This window comes from Microbacterium sp. SORGH_AS_0421 (assembly GCF_030818635.1).
Lineage (GTDB): Bacteria > Actinomycetota > Actinomycetes > Actinomycetales > Microbacteriaceae > Microbacterium.
Genome location: NZ_JAUTAO010000001.1, coordinates 267,352 through 284,921 on the forward strand (window position 1 = coordinate 267,352; position 17,570 = coordinate 284,921).

Annotated in this window: 20 protein-coding genes; 11 read left to right on the forward strand and 9 right to left on the reverse strand. The window is 72.3% G+C overall.

Annotation, left to right across the window (positions count from 1 at the left end; translation table 11 throughout):
- The first annotated feature begins 63 nt into the window (after positions 1–63).
- Both QE416_RS01330 and QE416_RS01335 read left to right on the forward strand, forming a co-directional pair.
- The gene (locus tag QE416_RS01330) at positions 64–345 is read left to right on the forward strand and encodes a metal-sensitive transcriptional regulator (protein ID WP_210073419.1); all 282 of its coding nucleotides are present in this window, start codon (positions 64–66) and stop codon (positions 343–345) included.
- Between the two features lie 10 nt (positions 346–355).
- Positions 356–676, forward strand: coding sequence for a heavy-metal-associated domain-containing protein (locus QE416_RS01335; protein WP_307312935.1), 321 nt, complete (start codon positions 356–358; stop codon positions 674–676).
- Positions 677–737: 61 nt separating this feature from the next.
- Here QE416_RS01335 and QE416_RS01340 read toward each other — a convergent pair whose 3' ends face one another.
- Both QE416_RS01340 and QE416_RS01345 read right to left on the reverse strand, forming a co-directional pair.
- Positions 738–1,028 (reverse strand): hypothetical protein, encoded by a 291-nt coding sequence (locus QE416_RS01340; RefSeq protein ID WP_307312937.1) that lies wholly within the window; start codon positions 1,026–1,028, stop codon positions 738–740.
- Positions 1,029–1,127: 99 nt separating this feature from the next.
- Entirely contained in the window at positions 1,128–1,673 is a 546-nt protein-coding gene (locus QE416_RS01345) for a PadR family transcriptional regulator (protein WP_307312938.1), read from the reverse strand.
- Between the two features lie 131 nt (positions 1,674–1,804).
- On the opposite strand from QE416_RS01345, the gene QE416_RS01350 reads away from it, so the two are divergent.
- From QE416_RS01350 to cydC, 4 genes are read left to right on the forward strand one after another with little or no spacing between them, the layout of a single operon-like run.
- Complete coding sequence (locus QE416_RS01350; RefSeq protein ID WP_210073411.1) at positions 1,805–3,244, forward strand: cytochrome ubiquinol oxidase subunit I; 1,440 nt, start codon at positions 1,805–1,807, stop codon at positions 3,242–3,244.
- Positions 3,245–3,253: 9 nt separating this feature from the next.
- Entirely contained in the window at positions 3,254–4,279 is a 1,026-nt protein-coding gene (cydB, locus tag QE416_RS01355; RefSeq protein WP_210073408.1) for a cytochrome d ubiquinol oxidase subunit II, read from the forward strand.
- A 3-nt stretch (positions 4,280–4,282) separates the two neighbouring features.
- Entirely contained in the window at positions 4,283–5,986 is a 1,704-nt protein-coding gene (gene cydD, locus QE416_RS01360; RefSeq protein WP_307312940.1) for a thiol reductant ABC exporter subunit CydD, read from the forward strand.
- Entirely contained in the window at positions 5,983–7,668 is a 1,686-nt protein-coding gene (cydC, locus tag QE416_RS01365; protein WP_307312942.1) for a thiol reductant ABC exporter subunit CydC, read from the forward strand. The genes cydD and cydC overlap by 4 nt, the downstream gene beginning before the upstream one ends.
- A gap of 1 nt (position 7,669) precedes the next feature.
- Here cydC and QE416_RS01370 read toward each other — a convergent pair whose 3' ends face one another.
- The 4 genes from QE416_RS01370 to QE416_RS01385 all read right to left on the reverse strand — a co-directional run bounded on the left by QE416_RS01370 (position 7,670) and on the right by QE416_RS01385 (position 10,857).
- A complete protein-coding gene (locus QE416_RS01370; protein ID WP_307312943.1) occupies positions 7,670–8,713 on the reverse strand; it encodes a sulfate/molybdate ABC transporter ATP-binding protein in 1,044 nt (347 codons plus the stop codon).
- Positions 8,710–9,489 carry a molybdate ABC transporter permease subunit gene (modB, locus tag QE416_RS01375; RefSeq protein WP_307312944.1) on the reverse strand — a complete coding sequence of 260 codons (780 nt, stop codon included), beginning with the start codon at positions 9,487–9,489 and terminating at the stop codon, positions 8,710–8,712. The genes QE416_RS01370 and modB overlap by 4 nt, the downstream gene beginning before the upstream one ends.
- Positions 9,486–10,247 (reverse strand): molybdate ABC transporter substrate-binding protein, encoded by a 762-nt coding sequence (gene modA / locus QE416_RS01380; RefSeq protein WP_307312945.1) that lies wholly within the window; start codon positions 10,245–10,247, stop codon positions 9,486–9,488. The genes modB and modA overlap by 4 nt, the downstream gene beginning before the upstream one ends.
- A 214-nt stretch (positions 10,248–10,461) precedes the next feature.
- Positions 10,462–10,857: a molybdopterin-binding protein gene (locus tag QE416_RS01385; protein WP_267787843.1), complete on the reverse strand. Its 396-nt coding sequence runs from the start codon at positions 10,855–10,857 to the stop codon at positions 10,462–10,464.
- 78 nt (positions 10,858–10,935) lie between these two features.
- On the opposite strand from QE416_RS01385, the gene moaA reads away from it, so the two are divergent.
- The 5 genes from moaA to QE416_RS01410 are packed head-to-tail and all read left to right on the forward strand — an operon-like array spanning position 10,936 to position 14,834.
- Positions 10,936–12,087, forward strand: coding sequence for a GTP 3',8-cyclase MoaA (gene moaA, locus QE416_RS01390; protein ID WP_307312948.1), 1,152 nt, complete (start codon positions 10,936–10,938; stop codon positions 12,085–12,087).
- On the forward strand, positions 12,084–12,866 hold the full coding sequence (locus tag QE416_RS01395) for a HesA/MoeB/ThiF family protein (RefSeq protein ID WP_307312949.1): 783 nt from the start codon (positions 12,084–12,086) through the stop codon (positions 12,864–12,866). The genes moaA and QE416_RS01395 overlap by 4 nt, the downstream gene beginning before the upstream one ends.
- A gap of 14 nt (positions 12,867–12,880) precedes the next feature.
- Entirely contained in the window at positions 12,881–14,104 is a 1,224-nt protein-coding gene (gene glp, locus QE416_RS01400) for a gephyrin-like molybdotransferase Glp (protein WP_307312950.1), read from the forward strand.
- Positions 14,101–14,601 (forward strand): cyclic pyranopterin monophosphate synthase MoaC, encoded by a 501-nt coding sequence (gene moaC / locus QE416_RS01405; RefSeq protein ID WP_307312951.1) that lies wholly within the window; start codon positions 14,101–14,103, stop codon positions 14,599–14,601. The genes glp and moaC overlap by 4 nt, the downstream gene beginning before the upstream one ends.
- Positions 14,598–14,834 (forward strand): MoaD/ThiS family protein, encoded by a 237-nt coding sequence (locus QE416_RS01410; RefSeq protein WP_307312953.1) that lies wholly within the window; start codon positions 14,598–14,600, stop codon positions 14,832–14,834. The genes moaC and QE416_RS01410 overlap by 4 nt, the downstream gene beginning before the upstream one ends.
- Positions 14,835–14,966: 132 nt before the next feature.
- Here the strand turns inward: QE416_RS01410 and QE416_RS01415 are convergent, their stop codons facing one another.
- From QE416_RS01415 to QE416_RS01425, 3 genes are read right to left on the reverse strand one after another with little or no spacing between them, the layout of a single operon-like run.
- A complete protein-coding gene (locus QE416_RS01415; RefSeq protein WP_307312955.1) occupies positions 14,967–15,395 on the reverse strand; it encodes a molybdenum cofactor biosynthesis protein MoaE in 429 nt (142 codons plus the stop codon).
- On the reverse strand, positions 15,392–15,874 hold the full coding sequence (locus QE416_RS01420; RefSeq protein ID WP_210073379.1) for a molybdenum cofactor biosynthesis protein B: 483 nt from the start codon (positions 15,872–15,874) through the stop codon (positions 15,392–15,394). The genes QE416_RS01415 and QE416_RS01420 overlap by 4 nt, the downstream gene beginning before the upstream one ends.
- 10 nt (positions 15,875–15,884) lie before the next feature.
- Entirely contained in the window at positions 15,885–17,552 is a 1,668-nt protein-coding gene (locus QE416_RS01425; protein WP_307312957.1) for an SDR family oxidoreductase, read from the reverse strand.
- Between the last annotated feature and the right edge of the window lie 18 nt (positions 17,553–17,570).

Genomic DNA, 17,570 nt, shown 5'->3' on the forward strand with positions numbered 1-17,570 from the left:
TCCGAGGGGGTTGACACGGCGCACGACGGTGCTAGGTATACCCCATGGGGGTATCATCGGGGTATGCACGGATACGAGGGCCACAAGGACGACCTCCTCAAGCGTCTGCGCCGCGCCGAAGGGCAGGTGCGCGGCATCGCGCGCATGGTCGACGACGACCAGTACTGCATCGACATCCTCACCCAGGTCTCGGCCGTGACCAAGGCGCTCGAGAACGTCGCCCTCTCCCTGCTCGACGACCACCTCTCCCACTGCGTGGCCGAAGCGGCCGCACAGGGCGGCCCCGTCGCCGACGAGAAGCTGAAAGAGGCGAACCAGGCGATCGCGCGCCTGGTCCGCTCGTAAGGAGACGCACATGACCGAACAGCGCATCGACCTCCGCCTCACCTCGGCCCCCGCCGGCGGCTGCGGCGACGGCTGCGGGTGCAAGAGCGCGGCATCCACCCCCGCCGTCGCCTCGGACGAGGCGTCCTCCGTCGTGCTCCGCGTCGAGGGGATGACCTGCGAGCACTGCGTTCGCGCCGTGAGCGAAGAGCTCAACGCGCTCGACGGCGTGAAGGTCGTCGACGTCGACCTGCGTGCGGGCGACGCCTCGCTCGTGCGCATCACGGGTTCAGCCGACGAGGCCGCTCTCACCGCGGCGATCGACGAGGCCGGGTACACCCTGGTCCGGTGACCGGATGCCGCGGGCACGGCGATCCCTCACCCTCGGGAATCTGCCCCGCGTGGCGCGTGCCTCAGAAGACGCGACACACCAGCGCGTCGACGGCCGCGTGGAACGTGAGGTGCTGCGAGACCTCGACAGCGCGGTCGTAGCGCGGTCCGCCGAGCGCCACGAACACGGCGCCGACGACTTCGACGTATCCGACGATGTACCCCTCGCGGGCGACCTCGTACAGATCGAGATCGACGCGCGTCCAGGGGATCTCGGTGAGGGCGGGCGTAGTCGAGGAGGGGGCCGCTTTCGCCGCGGCGCGAGCCGCAGCCTTCGATGATCCCGGGCGACTGAGGGGTGCTTCCATGACCATGCGACGACTCCTTGGCTCCTCCGGGTCATCCCAGAGTGCGCCGTCCGCCCCCGAACCGCGCGGCCCTTGACGCGACGGCGGATCACGGATACGTCGGGATCAGCCGACGCTGCGCGCGGGGCGACCGCGGCGTGGGCGCTGCTCCGACAGGTCGAACGGCTCCACCCCCGCGGTGAGCGTTTCGACCTCATCGAGCCACCGGAGGTCCGCCTCGAGCCGCGCACGGCGCGCCGCCTGCACGATGGCGGCAGGAACGGCATCCGTCCGCTCCTCCCGCACCTCGGCGAGCGCCGCACGGACCGCTTCGCGTTGGACCGACAGGATGCCGGGCACATCCGCTCCCGGGAGCGTCACCGCGAGCGCGACCTTGAGGGCGACGTCGTCGCGCCCCTCGACCAGCGAGGCACCGCCCAGCCACGCTCGCACCTCGACGCGGCCCTCGGCGGTCAGCTCCCACAGCACGCGCGCCTCGTCGTCGAGGCCGGCACCCTGCACCAGCCCGTCGCGCTCGAGGCGCTCGAGGGTCGTGTACACCTGGCCGACATTGACCCGCGCTCCGGTACGCCGCTCGTATTCGGCCCGCAGCTGAGAGCCGTAGCAGGTGCCGCGGTCGAGGATCGCGAGCAGGCTCAGACGGACGGACACGGCGCCTCCAGGCGGGTCAGAAATGACTTGCCGAGTATATCGTTCGACGCCGAGGGATCCCCCGGCGCGCCGAGGAGGCCCGGCGTAGCATGTGGTCTGACCACATAATCCGGTTCGATCGGAGGCTCCTGATGGAGTGGCTCGACCCCCTCGCCCTCGCCCGCTGGCAGTTCGGGTTGACGACGCTGTACCACTTCCTCTTCGTGCCTCTGACGCTCGGCATGTCGCTCATCGTGGCGATCTTCCAGACCGCCTGGTATCGGACGGGAGACGTGCGATGGCTTCACATCACGCGCTTCTTCGGGAAGATCTTCCTCATCAACTTCGCCATGGGCGTGGTCACCGGAATCGTCCAGGAATTCCAGTTCGGAATGAACTGGTCGGCGTACTCGCGCTTCGTCGGCGACGTGTTCGGCGCCCCCCTCGCCTTCGAGGGGCTGCTCGCCTTCTTCCTCGAGGCGACCTTCATCGGCCTGTGGATCTTCGGGTGGGACAAGCTCCCCCGCCTCGCGCACCTCGCGAGCATCTGGATGGCGTCGATCGGCGCGACCCTGTCGGCCTACTTCATCATCGCCGCGAACGCCTTCATGCAGAACCCGGTCGGCTACCAGATGTCGGCCGACGGCCACCGCGCCGAGCTCGTCGACTTCTGGGCGATGCTCACCAATCCCGTCGCCCTCGCGGCCTTCCCGCACACGATCTTCGCGGGCTGGATGTTCGCCGCGATGGTCGTCGTCGCCGTCTCGGCCTGGCACATGGCACGCGGTCGCAACACCGACATGATGCGCAAGACGCTCCGCTTCGGCCTGTGGTCGACGCTGGTGTCTTTCGTGCTCGTCGCGATCGTGGGCGACCAGCTGAGCCTGGTCATGGTCGCCACGCAGCCGATGAAGATGGCGGCGGCCGAAGCGACCTTCAACACCGTCTGCGGGCAGGATGCCTCGTTCTCGATCTTCACGCTGGGAACGCCCGACGGAACGAGCGAGCTGTTCTCGATCCGCGTGCCCTTCCTGCTCAGCATCCTCTCCACCCACTCGCTCGACGGCTGCGTCGAAGGCATCAACGACCTGAATACCCTCTACAGCCAGCAGATGTTCCCCCAGTTCGCCGACCAGGTCGACGGCAACTTCGCCCCCGTGCTCTGGGTCACCTACTGGGCCTTCCGCTGGATGATCGCGCTCGGCGGGATCGCGGCGCTCGTCAGCGTCGCGGGCCTCTGGGTCACCCGCAAGAAGGCGACCCGTCCGGTCGCCCCGTGGATGTGGCGCGTGGCGATCTGGGCCGCTCCCCTGCCGATGCTCGCGAGCCTCGTCGGCTGGATCTTCACCGAGATGGGTCGTCAGCCCTGGATCGTGTTCGGCCTCATGCTCACGCAGGACGGGGTCTCCCCCAGCGTCCCGGGCTGGAGCGTGCTCATCTCGCTGATCGCCTTCACCCTCGTCTACGCCACCCTCGCCGTCGTGGAGTTCGGCCTCATCGTGAAGTTCGCGCAGAAGGGTCCCGAGCCCCTGCCCGACCCCGACGCCGAGCGAGACGACTCGGTCGAGAACACCCCGACCACGGTCTACTAGGAGCCCCTCATGGATCTCGCATACCTCTGGTTCTGGATCGTCGCCTTCCTCTTCGTCGGTTATTTCGTGCTGGACGGGTTCGACTTCGGCGTCGGCATGTCGATCCCCTTCCTCGGCAAGGACGACATCGCCCGCCGCCAGATCATCAACACGATCGGCCCCGTCTGGGATCTCAACGAGACCTGGGTGATCGTCGCCGGTGCCGCGCTGTTCGCATCCTTCCCCGAGTGGTACGCGACCCTGTTCAGCGGCTTCTATCTGCCGCTCCTGGCGATCCTGATCGCCCTGATCGCCCGCGGTGTCTCGTTCGAGTACCGCCACCAGCGCGAGTCCCTGAAGTGGAAGCGCACCTTCGACCGCATGATCGTGGCGGGATCGGCCGTCCCCGCCTTCCTCTGGGGCGTCGCCTTCGCCAACATCGTGCAGGGCGTGCCGCTGGATGCCGACCACGAGTACGTCGGCAGCGTGCTCACGCTGCTGAACCCCTACGGCATCCTCGGGGGACTCACCACCCTGACCCTGTTCTTCCTGCACGGTCTCTACTTCGTCGCACTCAAGACGGACGGGCAGGTGCGTGCCGACGCTCGACGTCTCGCAGCACGCGCGGGCCTGGTCACGATCGCACTGGCCGCGCTCTTCCTCGTCTGGACGATCGCGAACGCCGCGAGCGCTCCGCTGTTCCTCGGCGTGGTCGCCCTCTCGGGCATCGCCGCGCTCGCGCTGATCGGCTCGTGGCTCGCGAACGCCCGCGACCGCGAGGGCACCGCCTTCACCCTCGGCGCCGTGACGATCGTCACCGCCGTCGCCGCGCTGTTCTTCGCGCTTTTCCCGAACGTCATGCCCTCCACGCTCGCGGCGGGCTCGAGCCTCACGATCGACAACGCCTCGAGCACCGACTACACGCTCACGATCATGAGCTGGGCGGCGCTCATCTTCCTCCCGCTGATCCTCGCCTACCAGGGCTGGACCTACTGGGTGTTCCGCAAGCGCGTCACCCGCGCCCGGATCGAGAAGGCCGCGCTCGTCGCCCACTGACTGATGAAACCCGTCGACCCGCGGTTGCTCCGCTACGCCACCGCCTCCCGCGGCTTCTTCGCCGTGACCGCGGCGATCGTGCTCGCGCAGACCGGCGTGACCGTCGGCTTCGCGTGGGCGCTCGCCACAGCGCTCGTCGGCGCGATCCAGGGCCGACCGGTCGGCGAGCTGTGGGGATACATCGGCGTGGCGGCATCGCTCGTGCTCCTGAGGGGCCTGCTGATCGCCGCCTCGGAGCGCGCGGCGGCGCGGGGCGCGGCGGCGGCATCGCTGCAGTTGCGGGCAGCGCTCGTGGGCGCGGTCGCACGCCTGGGTCCGGGCTGGCTCGCCCGCCGAAACTCCGCCTCGCTGTCGCTCACCGCCGGCCACGGTCTGGACGCACTCGATGCCTACTTCGGTCGGTATCTGCCGCAGCTCGTGGCCACCGCGATCGCCATGCCGATCCTCATCGGCGCCATCGCGCTGGCCGACCCCCTCTCGGGCCTGATCGTGGTGCTGACGATTCCCCTGATCCCGCTGTTCATGGTGCTGATCGGTCTCGCCACCCGTGGCGTCCAGGAACGGCAGTACCGCACCCTCGGCCGCCTCGCCGCACGCTTCGCCGACACCGTCGAGGGCCTCGGCACGCTCAAGGCCTTCGGACGCCAGCACCGCGCGGCGCGCTCGATCGAGACGATCACGCGCGACTACAAGCGCGAGACGATGACGGTGCTGCGCGTGTCGTTCCTCTCGGGCTTCGCGCTGGAGTTCCTGGCATCCATCTCGGTCGCGATCGTCGCCGTCACCATCGGCTTCCGTCTGCTCTCGGGTGACCTCACGCTGCTGATCGGACTCTTCGTGCTGCTGCTGGCGCCCGAGGCGTACCTGCCGCTGCGCCAGGTCGGCGTGCAGTTCCACGCGGCTTCCGAGGGGGTCGCAGCCACCGACGAGATCTTCGACGCCCTCGACGCCGCCCGCTCGGCCGAGACTCCCGAGGGGCAGACTCCGGATGCCGTTACCCCGGCGCTCGGCTCGACGATCGCGTTCGAGGGCGTCAGGGTGCACCGCGAGGGGCACGCTCTGCCCACCGTCTCGCTGTCGGTGGGGCCCGGCGAGGTGGTGCTCGTGAACGGCCCCAGCGGCGTCGGCAAGTCGTCTCTGATCGCGGCGCTGCTCGGCTTCGCCGCGCACGACGGCGAGGTGCGGGTCGACGGCGTGGCCGTGCCGCACGCTCGGGACTCGGTGGCCTGGGCGGGACAACGACCCGGTCTCGTCACGGGCACGGTGGCCGAGAACGTCTCGTTCGGCTCCCCGGTCGACTCCGCCCGGGTCGCCGCGGCCCTCGCCGACGCCGGAGCAGCCGAGATCGATCCCGCCATCGCGCTCGGCGCCGGCGGAGCAGGACTCTCGGGTGGGCAGGCGCAGCGCGTCGCGGTCGCGCGGGCGCTGTACCGCGCGCGGGTCGGCGGGGTGCCGGCACTCGTCCTCGACGAGCCCTCCAGCGCTCTGGATGCCGACACCGAGGCGCATCTCTGGGCGACCCTGCGCAGCGAGGCCGATGCCGGTCGCGGGGTCCTTCTCGTCTCGCACCGCCGCTCCGCCCGGGCGATCGCGGACCGCGTGGTCGAGCTGACGCCCCCGCGCGAATCTCCGTCGTCCGCCGTTCGCACCGACGAGCGGACGCCCGTGTCGGGCAGCCCACGCGCGGCCCAGGCGGTGCGCTCGTGAACGCCCGGGTGCGCGGCATCCTGAGTTCCGCCCTGCCCTCGCCCCGACGATTCGCACCCGCGGTGCTGTCGGGTGTCGGCACCGCGGCGAGCTCGATCGCGTTGCTCGCGGCGAGCGCTTGGCTCATCGCCCGGGCCGCCGAGCAACCGCTCGTGATGTACCTGTCGATGGCGGTGGTCGGAGTGCGCGCGTTCGCGCTCTCGCGCGGGGTCTTCCGCTACCTCGAGCGCCTCACGGGCCACGACGCCGCTCTGCACCAGCTCGCGGGAGTCCGCGCCGACCTCGTGCGCGACCTCGTGCCGCTCGCCCCCGACGGTCTCGCCCGCTCCCGCCGCGGAGGGCTGCTCTCGAGCGTGGTCGACGACGTCGAAGAGCTGCAGAACCTGCCCCTGCGGGTCGTGCTGCCGCTCGCGGTCGCCGCGCTGACCTCTCTCGCCGCCGTGATGTTCGCCGCGTTCGTCTCGTGGCCCGCGGCCGTCGTCCTGCTGGTGTGCCTCGTCGCCGCCTTCGGCCTCGCCGTCGCCGTCGGCTGGGCCGCGGGCGCCCGCGCCGAGCGCTCGATCGCGCCGCTGCGCGCCGCCGTCGCGGACGCGGTGCACGACCTGCTCGCCAATCTCGACGTGCTGACGGCGTACGGAGCCCTGGACGCCGCGATCGAGCGCGTGCGCCGAGCCGACGCCGCACTGCGCCGGGCCGTCGTTCGACGCGGCGGAGCCCAGGGGCTGACCTCGGGCGCGGTGTCGGTGCTGGCCGGTGTCGCCTCCCTCATAGCCCTTCTCGTCGCCGCCCCCGCTGTCACCGGCGGCGCACTGTCGGGGCCGGGGCTTGCGGTCGTCGTGCTGCTGCCGATGGCGGTGTTCGAGGTCTTCGGCCCGGTCCCCCTCGCCCTCGCCTCGTGGCGGCAGGTGCGGTCGGCCGCGGAGCGCATCGCCGAGGCCGTGCCCGAGGCCACCCCCGACGGCCTCCCCCGCGACGAACCGTCCGCAACCGATGAGGCCCCCGTCCTCGGCGCCGGCCTCGAGCTGAGCGGCATCCGTGCCCACTGGCCGGCGCGCGGTGACGCCGACGGCGATTCCGGGCGCCTCGAGGACGTCGTCCTCCGCGTCGGTCCCGGCGAGCGCGTCCTCGTGACCGGCCCGAGCGGCGCCGGCAAGACCACGCTCGCGCACGTGCTCACCCGCTTCCTCGATTACGAGGGGTCGTACCGGCTCGGCGGTCGCGAGGCCCGCGAGATCTCGGGCGACGACCTGCGGCGCACCGTCGGTCTGATCGAGCAGTCGCCGTACCTCTTCGACGAGTCGGTGCGACAGAACCTGCTGTTCGCGCGCGAGAGCGCGACCGACGAAGACCTGTGGGCGGCGCTCGAGCGCGTCGGGCTCGACGATTGGACGCGAGAGCGCGGTGGCCTCGACGCCGACGTGGGCGAGCGGGGCGGGCTCGTCTCGGGCGGCCAGGCGCAGCGCCTCGCCCTGGCGCGGGCGATCCTGCGCGACTTTCCCGTGCTCGTGCTCGACGAGCCCACCGCGGGCGTCGACCCCGCGGCATCCGACGCCCTCCTCCGCGACCTGCTCGGCGCGGTCGACCGCGATCGCGCGGTGATCCTGGTCTCGCACGTGGACGTGCCCGACGCTCTCGTCGACCGCGAGGTGAGGCTCGAGAACGGACGCGTGGTGGCGGGCTGAATCAGGAGGCGGCGGCGAAACGGACGCGCTCGGCAGCGATGCTCACGAGCACCGTGTCGCCGGGTCGGATCGACGCGACCTCGGCCGGGGGGACCTCCGCGGCTCCGTGATCGGTGACCACCCGGACGCCGGTCGGGGTCGGCTCGAGGTGCGACACGAGAGCCGGAGTCCCCTCCCCGAGACGCACGGCCGACGCGGGGAAGACGGCGGCCAGTGCCATACCTTCGGTCCGCGCGAGGGCGAGGGATGCGGCATCCGTCGACTCCAGCCGCAGCTGACCGCGCACGAACGCGCCGCCCCGAGCCACGCCCTCGAGGCGCTCGAGTCCCGCGATCCGCGCCGCCACGTCGGTGGCGGGGACCGAGAGCACCTCGCGCACGGGCCCTTCCTGCGTCACCCGTCCGCGCTCCACGATGACGAGCCGGTCGGCGAGAGCGGCGGCATCGATCGCGTCGTGCGTGACGGCGACGGTGGTCACCCCCGCGAGACGCTCGAGCAGCATCGCGCGGATCTCCGAAGCCGTGACCGCGTCGAGGGCCACGAGCGGTTCGTCCAGCAGCACGACCCGGGGTTCGGCGGCCAGCGCCCGGGCCACGGCCACGCGCTGCTGCTCCCCGCCCGACAACCGCGCGGGGCGACGATCACCCGTTCCCGGGAGCCCCACGCGGTCCAGCCATTCATCGGCGAGGGAGCGAGCGACGGATGCCGGGACCCCGGCCGAGCGCGGACCGAAGGCGACGTTCTCGCGCGCGGTGAGGTGCGGGAAGAGCCGGGCCTCCTGACCGAGCAGCACGATCCCGCGCTCCATCGGGGCCGTGCGCAGCCGCGGTGCGCGATCGAGCACCCGGCCGTCGACGGAGATCTCGCCCTCGTCGAGCGGGGTCAGCCCGGCGAGGGCCCCGAGCAGCGTGGACTTGCCCGCGCCGCTGCGCCCCATCACGGCCACCGTCTCGCCCGGGGCGACGTCGAGCGCGATGTCGACGACGAAGTCTCGGCGGCGCACGGCGATGCGGGCGCGGAGCTCCGCGGCATCCGGGATCGTCATCTGCCCACCCCCGGCCGCCATCCGCGCACGAGCAGCAGCACCGCGACGGCGGTGATCAACAGCAGGAGAGACAGCGCCACCGCGGTGCCCTGCGAGACACCCGCGCCGTTGAACGCCGTGTAGATCGCGAGCGGCATGGTCTGCGTCACGCCCGGGCGGTTGCCGGCGAACAGCGCGGTCGCCCCGAACTCCCCGATCGCGCGGGCGAAGCACAGCACGACCCCGGCGACGATGCCGGGGGCCGCGAGCGGGAGCGTGATGCGGCGCAGGATCGTCGCCCGACTCGCGCCGAGAGAAGCGGCGGCACGCTCGAACTCGACGCCGGTGCTGCGCAGCGCCCCCTCGACCGCGAGCACGAGGAACGGCAGGGCGACGAACACCTGCGCCAGCACGACGGCGGGGGTGGTGAACGGCAGTCCGAGGAAACCGAACCAGCCGTTGCGCCCGAACAGGTACAGCAGGGCGACGCCGCCGACCATCGGCGGCAGCACGAGCGGCACCGTCACCAGGGCCCGCAGCACGGCTGCCGTGCGGGCGGGGCTGCGCGCGATGAGCAGCGCGAGCGGGATGCCGACGACGGCGCACACCGCGGTGGCCGCGGCCCCCGTGATCAGCGACAGAGCGAGAGCCGAGAGGGCGGCCTCGGAGGTGACGTCGCTCCACAGCGTCGCCCACTGCACGCGCGACACGAGTGCGGTCAGCGGGACGAGGAGGAAGAGCAAGCCGGCCACCGCCGGAACGATCAACCAGCGGGGGACGTAGCCCGTCTCTCTCACGGGGCGCGGAACCCGGCGTCGGCGAGCACGCGCTGCCCGTCCTCGCCGAGGACGAACGCCACGAAGGCCGCAGCGGCGTCGGGGTTCGGCGCATCGGTCAGCGCGGCGATCGGGTACCGGTTGACGACCGCGTCGGCACCGGCGGGAACGATGGTCTCGACGTCGTCGCGACCGTTGACGTCGGTGGCGTAGACGAGGCCCGCATCGGCTTCGGACGCCGCGACCTTGGTCAGCACCGCGGTGACGTTCTGCTCGGAGCTGGCAGGGGTCACGCTCACACCCGCGTTCGACAGCAGGGTCGCCGAGGCAGCGCCGCACGGCACCTCCGGGGCGCACAGCACCGTCGTGACGCGGGCGAGGTCCGCGAGGGTGGCCACGCCGCCCGGGTTTCCCTTCGGCACGGCGATCACGAGCGTGTTGCCGGCGAAGAGCTGAGGGGCGGGGGCCTGCGTCTTCACCTTCGCCATGTTCTTCTCGTCGGCCGAGGCGAAGACGTCAGCCGGAGCGCCTTCGCCGATCTGCGTCGCGAGGGTGCTCGATCCGTCGTAGACCGCGTTGACGGTGACTCCGGGGTGGGCCGCCTCGAACGCCGAGGCGATCTCGTCGAACGAGCGCTGCAGCGAGGCCGCGGCGTACACCTCGACGGTCCCCGAGAGGGAGTCCTCGGATGCCGCGGGGGCGGTCACCGCGCCCGCGCAGCCCGAGGCGAGCACGGCGACGGCACCGAGAACGGCGAAGAAGCGGAGTCTGCGGCGCATGAGAAGTCCTTTCGGCGACGCCGACGGCTCGCTCTGCCCTCAGTATTCCGCATCTGCGGACTCCGGGGACGCGCTGGACCCGTTTCCACGGATTCCTGCGCCGAGCACCCGTGCGCCGAACTCCGGAGAAATCGGCTCTCGAGCCCCACGATCGCCCCACCGAGCTATCTCGACCCCCGGATCTCCGGAGTTCGGCCCGCGGAGTCCGCCGGCCTCAACCGCGCGGCGCCTCGACCGTGACGACCGTCGCCTTCACCGACGCGACCGCCAGGGAGCCGGGCTCGAGCGCGAGGTCCTCGGCCGCCTCGGCCGACATGAGCGACACGACCCGGTGCGGCCCGCACTGCAGGTCGACCTGCGCCATCACCCCGTCGATGCGCACGCGCGTGACGATCCCGACGAAGCGGTTGCGCGCGCTCGAGGCGATACCCGTCGGGTCGTCGGGCTCGTCGGCGAGCGCCACGGCCCGCTCCGCGAGGGCTGCTCCGGGGATCTCGGTCGGAGAGGTCCCGGTCGTCGGCAGCACCCCTTGATCGATCCACCGGCGCACGGTGTCGTCGCTGACTCCGAGAAGACGCGCAGCCTGCGCGATGCGATAGGTGTTCGGCATCCCCCGACCGTACCCCCGCGGTCCCGCCCCGGAGGCGCCACCGCCCCACCCCCGTCTGCGCTGACCTAGGCTCGACCCATGGAAGCTGCGCACGACGTCGCCGCCCCGGGACCGGTCGCGGTACCCCTCGGCGCCACGGTTCTGCGCGACACCGGCGCCCCGAGCACTCTCGGCGCGATCCGCGAGAGCGGGGCCGCAGCTCCCCGCGAGGGAGGCCTGCTCGACCGGTTCGGTCGCGTCGCGACAGACCTGCGCGTCTCGGTCATCGACAAGTGCAACCTCCGCTGCACGTACTGCATGCCGGCCGACGGGATGCCGTGGCTCCCGCAGGCGCAGCTGATGAGCACCGACGAGATCCGCCGCATCGTCCGCGTGGCGGTGCAGTCGCTGGGCGCCGAAGAACTGCGCCTCACCGGGGGCGAGCCCCTCGTGCGCAAAGACCTCGAGTTCATCATCGCCGGCATCCGTGAGGACAACCCCGACCTCCCCATCTCGATGACCACCAACGCCGTCGGCCTCGACCGTCGGGCCCAGGCGCTGAAAGACGCGGGACTGACCCGCGTGAACGTCTCGCTCGACACGCTGCACCCCGAGACCTTCGCCGAGCTCACCCGTCGCCCGCACCTCGACAAGGTGCTCGCGGGTCTGCAGGCCGCCCGCGCGGCGGGTCTGGGGCCCATCAAGATCAACGCGGTGCTGCTGCGCGGCATCAACGACACCGAGATCGTTCCGCTGGTCGACTGGGCCGTGTCGAACGGCTTCGAGATGCGCTTCATCGAAGACATGCCCCTCGACGGGGACCGCTCGTGGACGGCGACGAACGTCATCTCGGCGCACGACATCCGCACCGAGATCGAGACGGCGTTCTCGCTCGCCCCCGATCCCCGCGGGCGGGGCGCGGCCCCCGCCGAGCGGTGGGAGGTGCGCCGCCCCGGCGAGACCGCGGTGGCCGGTCACGTCGGCATCATCTCCTCGGTCACCGAGCCGTTCTGTTCGGCGTGCACGCGCACGCGCGTGACCGCCGACGGCAAGGTGCGCTCGTGCCTGTTCTCGCACGAAGAGACCGATCTGCTCTCGACCCTGCGGTCGGGTGCCGACGACGAGGGGATCGCGCAGGTCTGGCGGGATGCCATGTGGGCCAAGCCCCGCGCTCACGGCTCCGACCGCGTGGGATTGGCGCGTGCCGACTTCGTCCAGCCCGAGCGCACGATGAGCGCGATCGGCGGATGAGACCGCTCGTCGAGCCGGTGGCCTCCCTCGCCCCCGAAGAACTCATCCGGACCGCCCGTCACGCCGTCCTCGCCGGCATCGGCGAAGAAGGGCAGCGTCGCCTCGCCGCCGCGCGCATCGCCGTGGTCGGGGCCGGGGGCCTCGGCTCTCCCGTGCTGTTGTCGCTCGCGGCCGCCGGTGTCGGAGAGCTCGTCGTGATCGACGACGACACCGTCGAGCGCACGAACCTGCAACGCCAGCTGATGCACCGCGTCGACGACATCGGCACCGCCAAGACCGCCTCCGCGACGCGCGCCGTGCACGATCTCTCTCCTCTCACCCTCGTCCACGAGAGACACGTGCGACTCACCGCCGACAATGCACGCGAACTCTTCGCGGGCGCCCACCTCGTGATCGATGGGAGCGACACCTTCGACACCCGCGAGGCCGTCGCCGCCGCGACCGAAGAGCTCGGCATCCCCCTCGTCTGGGGAGCCGTGCAGGAGTGGGCGGCGCAGCTCACGGTGTTCTGGTCGGCCCCGCCCGAGGGCTACGCCCCGGTCGTCCTGGGCGATCTGTTCCCCGCGGGCTCCGCCGGCGAGCCCCCGACGTGCGCGCAGGTGGGTGTGCTGGGGTCGCTGTGCGTGCAGGTCGGCGGCATGCTCGCCACCGAGGCGATCAAACTCGTCACCGGCGCCGGCGACCCCCTGCTCGGCCGGCTCGTCGTGATCGACGCCCTGCGCGCCCGGCACGACGTGATCCCGCTCGTCCCGGCGGCACGCCCTGCCGTCTCACCCTGACCCCGGAGGCCCCGATGACCCCGCTGCTCACCGTCGAGGAGCACCGCGCCCGCGTGCTCGCCGCCGTCTCGGCCCTGCCCGCCGAGACCGTCGTCCTCTCCGACGCGAGCGGTCGCACGCTCGCCGAGCCCGTGCGCGCCGCGCACGACCTCCCCGGTTTCGACAACTCGTCGATGGACGGCTTCGCGGTGCGCCTCGCCGACGTCGAGGGGGCGGATGCCGGCACCCCGGCGTCCCTGCGCGTGGTCGCCGATCTGCCGGCCGGTTCTTCGGCCGACCCGTCCTTCGGCCCGGGCGAGGCGGTGCGCATCATGACGGGCGCGCCCATTCCCGCCGCGGCCGACGCGGTCGTCCCTTTCGAGGACACCGCGGGTGGTCTCGAAGACTCGCTCGGTGTCGTCGAGGTGCTCCACGCCCCCGCCGCCGCGGGGGCGTTCATCCGACGTCGGGGCGGGGACACCCGTGCCGGCGACGTCGTCCTCGCGGCCGGCGAGCGACTGGGGGCCTGGGCCCTGTCCGCTGCCGCCGCGGCCGGCGTGGCCGAGCTCGTCGTGCGCCGCCGCCCGCGCGTGGCGGTCGTCTCCACCGGCAGCGAGCTGGTCGCCCCCGGCACCGTGCCGGGGCGCGGGCAGACCCCCGACTCGAATTCGACCCTTCTGGCGGCTCTCATCGCGGACGCCGACGCCGAGGTGACGGTCATCGCCTCGCTTCGAGACGAAGCCGGCGCGATCCACGCCCTCCTCGAGCAGGCCCACGACGCCGACGTCGTCGTCTTCACGGGCGGTGTGAGCGCGGGGGCCTACGAACCCGTGCGCCAGGCCCTGTCCGACCGCATCTCCTTCGACAAGATCGCCATGCAGCCGGGCAAGCCGCAGGCTTTCGGGGTCCTCGACGACGGCCGCCTCGTCTTCGGTCTCCCCGGCAACCCCGTGAGTGTCGCGGTGTCGTTCGAGGTGCTCGTGCGCCCCGCGCTGCTGGCACTGCAGGGGCGCACGGTCATCGATCGACGCCTGGCTCGACTCACGGCATCCGAGAGCTGGACGACGCCCCCCGGCCGACGCCAGTACCTTCCGGCGGCGATCGACCTCGTCGAGGGCACCGTCCGCCCCGCCACCGCGGGCGGCTCCGGCTCGCACCTGGCCGCCTCCCTCGCCCGCGCCGAGGCCTTCGCGATCGTTCCCGCCGAGGTGTCCACCGTGTCGGTGGGCGACCCGCTCGATGTCATGCTGATTCCATGACCTTCACCCACCTGGATGCCGCGGGCCACGCCCGCATGGTCGACGTCACGCTCAAGCAGCCCACCGTCCGCACCGCGACCGCGCGCGGCTTCGTGCGCTGCGCGCCCGAGGTGGTCGCCGCCCTCCGCGACGGCACCGCCCCCAAGGGCGATGTGCTGGCCGTGGCGCGGATCGCCGGCATCCAGGCCGCGAAGTCCACCCCCGCGCTCCTCCCCCTCGCGCACGTCATCGGCGTACACCGCGCCTCGGTCGACCTCGAGATCACCGACGAGGGCGTCGAGATCGAGGCGACCGTCGGCACCGCCGACCGCACGGGCGTGGAGATGGAGGCGCTGACGAGCGTGTCGGTCGCCGCTCTCGCCGTCGTCGACATGGTGAAGGGCATGGACAAGGGCACCTTCATCGAGAACGTGCGCATCGTGTCGAAGACCGGCGGCAAGTCCGGCGACTGGCTGCGCCCGGGCGAAGACGCCGCCGCCGAGGGAGAACCCGCGTGAGCGTGCGCGTGCGCTACTTCGCCGCGGCGGCGGAGGCGGCGGGAACCGATGCCGAGGATCGCACCGAACCGACCCTCGCCGCACTGCGCGCGGCCGTCGTCGCCGACCACCCCGCGCTCGGCGGCATCCTGGATCGCTGCGCCGTGCTCGTCGACGGCACGCGCCACGACGACGACGTCCCCCTCGACGGCGTCACATACGTCGACGTGCTCCCGCCCTTCGCGGGCGGCTGAGCCCGGGGCGGCTGAGCCCGGGGCGCGCGCCGCCCACCGGATGCGGATCCGTGCATGGGATCCGGGCGCACCCTCGCTGCGGTCTCCGGATGCGCCCCGGTCATCCGAAACCGTTGCGGGCGTGAGAAGCCGTCAGCCCCCGAGGCCCTTCCACTCCGTCGTGCCGTCGGCCTCGACCTGACGCTTCCACACGGGCAGGTCGGTCTTGATGGTCTCGATCACGGCGCGGCAGACCTCGAACGCCTCGGCGCGGTGACCGGATGCCACGGCGATCACGACCGCGGCCTCTCCGACGCCCAAACGGCCGACGCGGTGGCTGACGGCGACGATCGCATCGGTTCCCGCCGCCGCGGTCCCGGCGATGCGGTGCAGGGTCTGCTCGGCGTCAGGGTGCGCGCTGTACTCGAGCGCCACGACCGCGCCCGAGGCGTCGGGGTCGATGTCGCGCACGCGTCCGACGAAGGTCGTCACGGCCCCCGACGACGACTCCTCGACGGCGTCCAGGTGCTCGTCGAGGTCGAGCGGGGTCTCGGACAAGCGGGCGATGCGGACAGCGCTCATGCGTGGTCTCCTCCGGAGAGCTGGTCGAGGATGTGCGGGGCCAGCTGTGCGACGACGGCAATCCCGGATGCCACGGCCCTCGTCGACCCGGGAAGGTTGACGACGAGCGTGCCGGGGTCGACGATCCCCGCGAGCCCTCGAGAGATCACCGCCATGGGGGTGTCGGCGAGGCCCCGACGCCGCAGCTCCTCGGCGATGCCGGGCAGCTCGCGGTCGAGGACACGGGCGGTGCCCTCGGGTGTGCGGTCGGTGGGGGCGATCCCGGTGCCTCCGGTGGTGACGACGAGCCCCGCGCCGTCGGCGACGAGGTCGCGCAGCCCCCGCTCGACGCTGTCGGCACCGTCGGGCACGACCACCGGGTCGGCGCAGACGAAGCCCGCCTCGCGCAACAGCGCGACGGCGAGCGGACCCCCGCGGTCCTCTCGCAGGCCCGCGGCCGAGCGATCGGAGACGGTCAGGACGCGGGCGACATGGGGCACGCCGATCAGCCTAGGCGCTGCGGCCGCCGGGGCGGCGGGCTGTCGCCCGAGCCGAGGGGACGTCCTCGGACGAGGGCGCGGCGGTCGTCTCGACCTCGGCGATCTCGGGCGCGATACGGCCCGCCTTCGACTTCGGCTCGAGATCGTCGCGCTGCACGTGCTCGGCCGCGGCGGTGATGCGTCGGGCCATGCCGCTGAAGATCAGTCCGTGGAAGGGCAGCACCGCGAGCCAGTACAGACGGCCGGCGAGGCCCGTGGGAAAGAACAGCGCCCGCTGGTCGAAGCGCGCCCCCTCGCCGTCGGGCGTCGCCCGCAGCTCGAGCCACGCCCCGCCCGGCACCTTCATCTCGGCGCGCAGGCGCAGCAGATGGCCGGGCTCGATCGCCTCGACGCGCCAGAAGTCGAGGGCGTCGCCCACCGTCACCACTGACCGGCTCCGACGACCGCGGGCCAGGCCCACCCCGCCGACAAGTCGGTCCATCCAACCGCGGATCGCCCAGAGCACCGGCGAGGAGTACCAGCCGTTCTCTCCGCCGATCCCCTCGATCACCGACCATAGCTGCGCCGAACTCGCCTTCGTGGTCATCGAGCGCACGTCGGTGTAGACCAATCGTCCCGACCACTCGGGGTCGCTCGGCAGGGGGTCGCTCGGGGCGCCCGAGACCTCGGAGTCCTGCCAGCTCGTCTCGATCGCGTCATCGTTCACGCGGCCCAGGGCCCGGCGCACGGCCTCGCGGTAGGGCAGCAGGCCGCCCTCGGGTCGCGGGACCAGATCGTCGATCGCGCGGTCCTTGACCACGCAGTCGTTCTGCAACGACTCCACGAGCGGCCGGGCGATGGCCCGGGGAATCGGGGTGACGAGGTTCACCCAGTGCGAGGCGAGGCGCGGGGTGAGCACCGGCAGCGGGGCGATCGCGCGCTGCGGCAGCCCGGCCTCCATCGCGTAGCCGTTCATCATCTGCCCGTAGCGCAGCACGTCGGGCCCGCCGATGTCGACGGCGCGGTTGACGTTCGGGGCCACACGCGCCGCCCCCAGCAGGTAGTGCAACACGTCGCGCACGGCGATCGGCTGGATGTGGTTGCGCACCCATTTGGGCGCGGGCATGTACGGCAGCACATCGGTGAGGTGGCGAACCATCTCGAACGACGCCGAGCCCGAGCCGATCACGACACCGGCCTGCAAGACCAGGGTGGGCACGCCGCTGTGCAGCAGGATCTCGCCCACTTCCACGCGCGAGCGCAGGTGCGCCGACAGGGTGGCGTCGTCGGGGTGCAGGCCGCCGAGGTAGACGATGCGCGAGACGGATGCCGCCGAGGCGGCGTCGGCGACGGTCTGGGCCGCCACGCGATCGGTCGCCTCGAAATCCCGGCCGCTGCCCATCGAGTGAATCAGGTAGTAGAGCACGTCGACGCCCTCGACCGCGGCGCGGACGGCATCGGCGTCGGTCGCGTCGCCGGTGGCGGTCTCGACGTCGTCACCCCAGGGGAAGGCCTCGACCCGGCGCGCATCGCGCGCGAGGACGCGCACCCGGTAGCCGGCCGACAGCAGCCGCGGCACGAGCCTTCCCCCCAGGTAACCGGTGGCTCCGAGCACCAGCGCGCGCGGCGCCGATCCGTCGGGGCGGGGCTGGGCGATGAGCGCCGGTTCGCGACCGGTGGGGGCGGAGAGCTCGGGCATGCCCGTCACGGTACGCCG

What these genes read in the sequence shown, in the direction of transcription:
- glp (WP_307312950.1), top strand. Translation starts at nt 12,881, where the DNA reads ATGACCCCGCTGCTCACCGTCGAGGAGCACCGCGCCCGCGTGCTCGCC.
- moaA (WP_307312948.1), top strand. Translation starts at nt 10,936, where the DNA reads ATGGAAGCTGCGCACGACGTCGCCGCCCCGGGACCGGTCGCGGTACCC.
- QE416_RS01370 (WP_307312943.1), bottom strand. Translation starts at nt 8,713, where the DNA reads ATGACGATCCCGGATGCCGCGGAGCTCCGCGCCCGCATCGCCGTGCGC.
- QE416_RS01385 (WP_267787843.1), bottom strand. Translation starts at nt 10,857, where the DNA reads ATGCCGAACACCTATCGCATCGCGCAGGCTGCGCGTCTTCTCGGAGTC.
- QE416_RS01340 (WP_307312937.1), bottom strand. Translation starts at nt 1,028, where the DNA reads ATGGTCATGGAAGCACCCCTCAGTCGCCCGGGATCATCGAAGGCTGCG.
- QE416_RS01415 (WP_307312955.1), bottom strand. Translation starts at nt 15,395, where the DNA reads ATGAGCGCTGTCCGCATCGCCCGCTTGTCCGAGACCCCGCTCGACCTC.
- QE416_RS01350 (WP_210073411.1), top strand. Translation starts at nt 1,805, where the DNA reads ATGGAGTGGCTCGACCCCCTCGCCCTCGCCCGCTGGCAGTTCGGGTTG.
- cydB (WP_210073408.1), top strand. Translation starts at nt 3,254, where the DNA reads ATGGATCTCGCATACCTCTGGTTCTGGATCGTCGCCTTCCTCTTCGTC.
- moaC (WP_307312951.1), top strand. Translation starts at nt 14,101, where the DNA reads ATGACCTTCACCCACCTGGATGCCGCGGGCCACGCCCGCATGGTCGAC.
- QE416_RS01425 (WP_307312957.1), bottom strand. Translation starts at nt 17,552, where the DNA reads ATGCCCGAGCTCTCCGCCCCCACCGGTCGCGAACCGGCGCTCATCGCC.
- QE416_RS01330 (WP_210073419.1), top strand. Translation starts at nt 64, where the DNA reads ATGCACGGATACGAGGGCCACAAGGACGACCTCCTCAAGCGTCTGCGC.
- modA (WP_307312945.1), bottom strand. Translation starts at nt 10,247, where the DNA reads ATGCGCCGCAGACTCCGCTTCTTCGCCGTTCTCGGTGCCGTCGCCGTG.
- cydD (WP_307312940.1), top strand. Translation starts at nt 4,283, where the DNA reads ATGAAACCCGTCGACCCGCGGTTGCTCCGCTACGCCACCGCCTCCCGC.
- QE416_RS01395 (WP_307312949.1), top strand. Translation starts at nt 12,084, where the DNA reads ATGAGACCGCTCGTCGAGCCGGTGGCCTCCCTCGCCCCCGAAGAACTC.
- QE416_RS01335 (WP_307312935.1), top strand. Translation starts at nt 356, where the DNA reads ATGACCGAACAGCGCATCGACCTCCGCCTCACCTCGGCCCCCGCCGGC.